The following is a 4,948-nucleotide window of genomic DNA, read 5'->3' on the forward strand; positions in this document are numbered from 1 at the left end:
TCTCGGCTGTCTGTGCGCCGCCAGGGACTCGAACCCCGGACCCGCTGATTAAGAGTCAGCTGCTCTAACCAACTGAGCTAGCGGCGCCTGCTGACGTGGAGAACATTACCTGGTCAGCGGCCGAAACACACAATCGGCCGGGGCGGCCCTGCCCGCTCAGGCCGTGAGCACCACCTTGCCGCGGACGTGCCCGGTGCCGACCAGCCGGTGCGCCTGCTCGGCCCGCTCCAGCGGCAGCGACTCGGCGACCTCGATCCGCAGCCCGCCCGTCTCCCAGAGCCGGACCAGCTCGGTCAGCCGCTCGGCGGTGCGCGGCCCCCGCAGTCCCCGGACGCCCAGCCGCTGGGCCTCCGGGTAGTCGACCACGGTGCCGATCCGGTCCCGGTCGGCGACCAGTTCGACGGAGGCCGCCAGGGCGCCCCGGCCGGCCGCGTCGAAGGCCGCGTGCACCCCCTGCGGGGCGACCGCCCGGACCCGCTCGACCAGTCCCTCGCCGTAGGCCACCGGGATCGCGCCCAGCTCGCGCAGGTAGTCGTGGTTGCGCTCGCTCGCGGTGCCGATCACGGTGGCGCCCAGGGCCCGGGCCAGCTGGACGGCGACGGTGCCGACCCCGCCGCTGGCGCCGTGCACCAGGACGGTGTCGCCGGCGGTGACGCCGAGCAGGTCGAGCGCGACGTGGGCGGTCTGGCCGGAGGCGGAGAGCGCGCCGGCCTGTTCCCAGGGCATCCCGGCGGGCTTGGCCACCAGTTGGGCGGCGTCCACCGTGACCAGCTCGGCCTGGCAGCCCAGCACCCGGAAGCCCAGCACCTCGTCGCCCACCCGCCAGGCGCCGACGCCCGGGCCGAGCCGGTCCACCACCCCGGCGAACTCGTTGCCGAGGACGAGCGGCGGCTCGGCCACCAGCCCCGGCGGCCGGAAGCCCTCCCGGATCGCGAGGTCCACCGGCTGCACCGCGGCGGCGTACACCCGTATCCGGACCTCGCCCGCCGCGGGCTCGGGGTCGGCCACCTCGGTGACCCGCAGGACCTCCGGACCGCCGGGCGTCGGCACCGTGACCGCCTTCATGGGTAATTCCTCTCGCCGGTTCCTTCACGCGAACGCCCCGATCCTCCGACCTGAAGTGCGCTTGAGGTCAAGCACCTGTTCGGCGCGTCTTCACCAATGGGCGCATTGTCAGATTTATCCTGGGCGGCGCTCAGCCGTCCGTCGCCGACCGGCCGTCCCTCCCGTCGGGACCCGGCCGCCGATCCGCCGTCGAGAGGAACCTCCCCGTGGGCCAGCTGCCCCTGTTCTTCCTGGTGCTGCTCGCCTCCGTGGTGACCATGCCACTCGCCCGAAGGACGGGTGTGCCGCAACCGGTCCTGATGACCCTGCTCGGCATCGTCATGGCACTCGTCCCGCAGATCCCGGACGTCAAGATCGAGCCCGAGCTGATCCTCCCGCTGGTCCTGCCGCCGCTGATCTTCGCCGTCGCCCGGCGCTCCTCGGTCCGCTACTTCAAGGCCAACGCCCGCTCGATCCTGCTGCTGGCGATCGCCCTGGTGGTGGTCACCACGATCGCCGTGGCCGGCACCGTGCACTGGCTGCTGCCCGCCCTGCCGCTGGCCGCCGCGATCGCGGTCGGCGCGCTGGTCTCCCCGCCCGACCCGGTGGCCGCCGTCGCGGTGGCCGGCAGCGTCGGGCTGCCCCGGCGGCTGGTGGCGATCCTGGAGAGCGAGGGACTGTTCAACGACGTCACCGCGATCGTCATCTACTCGCTGGCCATCGAGGCCGTGGTCAGCGGCGACTTCTCGGTCGGCCACGCCGTGCTGCGCTTCGTGCTGTCCGCGGTGCTCGCCGTGATCGTCGGCGTGGTGCTCGGCTGGGTGAACGCCAAGCTCGCCGACCGCCTGGACGACCCGACCCAGCAGGTCGCGCTCAACCTGCTGGTGCCATTCGCCGCCTACACCATCGCCGAGGAGATCCACGGCTCCGGCGTGCTCGCCGTCGTGGTCTGCGCGCTCTACCTCGCCGAGCGGGCCGCCGACGCCGACGCCGTCGCCTACCGGCTGGTCGGCAACGCCTTCTGGGAGGTGGTCGAGATCCTGATCACCGGCGTGGCCTTCGGCCTGATCGGCCTGGAGCTGGCCACCGTGCTCAAGGAGGCCGGCCGCGGCTGGACCGGCTTCCTCGGCGACGCCGCCGTGGTCATCGCGGTCGTGGTGGTGGTCCGGCTGCTCTGGCTGCTGCCGGCCGGCTGGCTGTCGAAGAGGCTGCGCAAGGACGCCGAGGAGGACACCCCGTTCAGCTGGAAGGAGAGCGTGGTCCTCTGGTGGTCCGGCATGCGGGGGGTGGCCACCGTCGCGCTGGCCCTCGCCATCCCGCTGACCCTGCACTCCGGCGAGGACTTCCCGGAGCGCGGCCGGCTGGTCTTCATCGCCTTCAGCGTGGTGCTGTTCACCCTGCTGGTCCAGGGTCTGACCCTGCCCTGGCTGGCCAAGCGGCTCGAACTGGACATCGACCAGGACAAGCACGAACAGGCGGTGCGGCAACTCTGGTGGCGGGCCGCCAAGGCCGGGCTCCATCGGCTCGGCGAACTGGAGGAGCAGGACAAACTGCCCGCCGAGGTCGCCGACCGGCTGCGGGACCGTCAGCACGACCGGCTGGCCCGGCTCTGCCCGGAGAACTACGCCGAGGAGGAGGCCGCCGAGGCGAAGCAGCGGATCGCCCAGTGGCGGGCCGCCGCCGAGGTCGAGCAGGAGATGATCGCCGCCTCCCGGCGCGAGATGCTCATCGCCCGCAGCGAACTCGGCGCGGACCCGGAACTGGTCGACCAGGTGCTGCGCGGACTCGACCTGCGCTCCGAACGGAAGTAGCGGGCGCACCGGAAGTGACGGACAGTCCGCGCCCACCGGGCGGAATGTGCGCGACCCCCTCCCGGGTTGCATAGGCTGAACCCGGGCAGGCCGTCAACGGAGTCGGCGCACCACCAGTACCGCCACGACCTCGCGAACAGGCATTCCACCGCCTGGCCCTCACGCCTGGCCCTGCCGGTTTCTGCACCCAGATGAATCGAGGACCCACCGATGTCGGAGACCCGCGCCGACGCCCGCACCCCGCTCGACCGCACCCCGCAGTGGGCCGCCCTGGCCAAGCACCGCGAGGAGCTGGGCGAGACCCACCTGCGCGAGCTGTTCGCCGCCGACCCCGAGCGCGGCCGCACCCACACCCTGCGGGTCGGCGACCTGCACGTGGACTACGCCAAGCACCTGGTCACCGACGAGACGCTGGAGCTGCTGCGCGAGCTCGCCGCCGCCACCGGCGTCGCCGCGCTGCGGGACGCCATGTTCCGCGGCGAGAAGATCAACATCACCGAGAACCGCGCCGTCCTGCACACCGCGCTGCGCGCCCCGCGCGGCGCCGTCGTCGAGGTGGACGGCGTCGACGTCGTCCCCGCGGTGCACGCCGTCCTGGACAAGATGGCCGCCTTCGCCGACCGGGTCCGCAGCGGCGAGTGGACGGGCCACACCGGCAAGCCGATCCGCACCGTGGTCAACATCGGCATCGGCGGCTCCGACCTCGGCCCGGCGATGGCCTACGAGGTGCTCCGCTCCTTCGGCAAGCGCGACCTGGCGGTGCGCTTCGTCTCCAACGTGGACGGCGCCGACCTGCACGAAGCCGTCCGCGACCTCGACCCGGCCGAGACGCTGTTCATCGTCGCCTCGAAGACCTTCACCACCATCGAGACCATCACCAACGCCGTCTCCGCCCGCGGCTGGCTGCTCGACGGCCTGGACGCCGGCACCGAGGCGGTGGCCAAGCACTTCGTCGCGCTGTCGACCAACGCCCAGGGCGTGCAGGACTTCGGCATCGACACCGCCAACATGTTCGAGTTCTGGGACTGGGTCGGCGGCCGCTACTCCTACGACTCGGCGATCGGCCTCTCGCTGATGATCGCCATCGGTCCGGACGCCTTCCGCGAGATGCTGGACGGCTTCCACCTGGTCGACGAGCACTTCCGCACCGCCCCGCCGGAGCAGAACGTCCCGCTGCTGCTCGGCCTGCTGGGCGTCTGGTACGGCGCGTTCTTCGACGCCCAGGCGCACGCGGTGCTGCCGTACTCGCACTACCTGTCCAAGTTCACCGCCTACCTCCAGCAGCTGGACATGGAGTCCAACGGCAAGTCGGTGACCCGTGACGGCACCCCGGTCGGCTGGCAGACCGGCCCGGTGGTCTGGGGCACCCCGGGCACCAACGGCCAGCACGCCTACTACCAGCTGCTGCACCAGGGCACCAAGGTGATCCCGGCCGACTTCATCGGCTTCGCCCGGCCGGTCGCCGACCTGCCGGACCGTCTGGTCGCCCAGCACGACCTGCTGCTGGCCAACTTCTTCGCCCAGACCCAGGCACTGGCCTTCGGCAAGACCCCGGAGGAGGTCGCCGCCGAGGGCGTGCCGGCCGAACTCGTCCCGCACAAGACCTTCCAGGGCAACCACCCGACCACCACCATCCTGGCCGCCGAGCTGACCCCGTCGGTGCTCGGCCAGCTGGTCGCGCTGTACGAGCACAAGGTGTTCGTCCAGGGCGCGATCTGGAACATCGACTCCTTCGACCAGTGGGGCGTCGAGCTGGGCAAGGTGCTCGCCAAGCGGATCGAGCCGGTGCTGCTCACCGGCGAGGGCGGCGAGCAGCTGGACAGCTCCACCGCCGAGCTGGTCGCCCGCTACCGCGCGCTGCGCGGCCGCTGAGCCCCGGCCGGGCCGTCCGCTCCGGCGGGCGGCCCGGTCGTGCCGGTCGTGCCGGTCGTGCCGGTCGTGCCGGTCGTGCCGGTCGTGCCGGTCGTGTCGGTCGTGTCGGCTGTTTCCGGCGGGCCGGGAACGCCGAGAGGCCCCTTGCTTTCGCAAGGGGCCTCTCGGCTGTCTGTGCGCCGCCAGGGACTCGAACCCCGGACCCGCTGATTAAGAGTCAG

3 protein-coding genes and 1 tRNA gene are annotated in these 4,948 nt (G+C 72.2%); 2 read left to right on the forward strand and 2 right to left on the reverse strand.

Features of this window, described 5'->3' with window-relative positions; genetic code table 11:
* Positions 1-13: 13 nt before the first annotated feature.
* Together ACFWIS_RS40350 and ACFWIS_RS40355 are read right to left on the reverse strand one after the other, a co-directional pair.
* Positions 14-87 (reverse strand) — tRNA-Lys (locus ACFWIS_RS40350).
* 69 nt (positions 88-156) lie between these two features.
* Complete coding sequence (locus tag ACFWIS_RS40355; RefSeq protein ID WP_380463955.1) at positions 157-1,065, reverse strand: NADP-dependent oxidoreductase; 909 nt, start codon at positions 1,063-1,065, stop codon at positions 157-159.
* 206 nt (positions 1,066-1,271) lie between these two features.
* On the opposite strand from ACFWIS_RS40355, the gene ACFWIS_RS40360 reads away from it, so the two are divergent.
* Complete coding sequence (locus ACFWIS_RS40360; protein ID WP_380463957.1) at positions 1,272-2,855, forward strand: Na+/H+ antiporter; 1,584 nt, start codon at positions 1,272-1,274, stop codon at positions 2,853-2,855.
* A 210-nt stretch (positions 2,856-3,065) separates the two neighbouring features.
* Positions 3,066-4,727: a glucose-6-phosphate isomerase gene (gene pgi, locus ACFWIS_RS40365; protein ID WP_380463959.1), complete on the forward strand. Its 1,662-nt coding sequence runs from the start codon at positions 3,066-3,068 to the stop codon at positions 4,725-4,727.
* The last annotated feature ends 221 nt before the right edge of the window (positions 4,728-4,948 follow it).

Origin of the sequence: Kitasatospora sp. NPDC127060 (assembly GCF_042724935.1) — a bacterium.
GTDB lineage: Bacteria > Actinomycetota > Actinomycetes > Streptomycetales > Streptomycetaceae > Kitasatospora.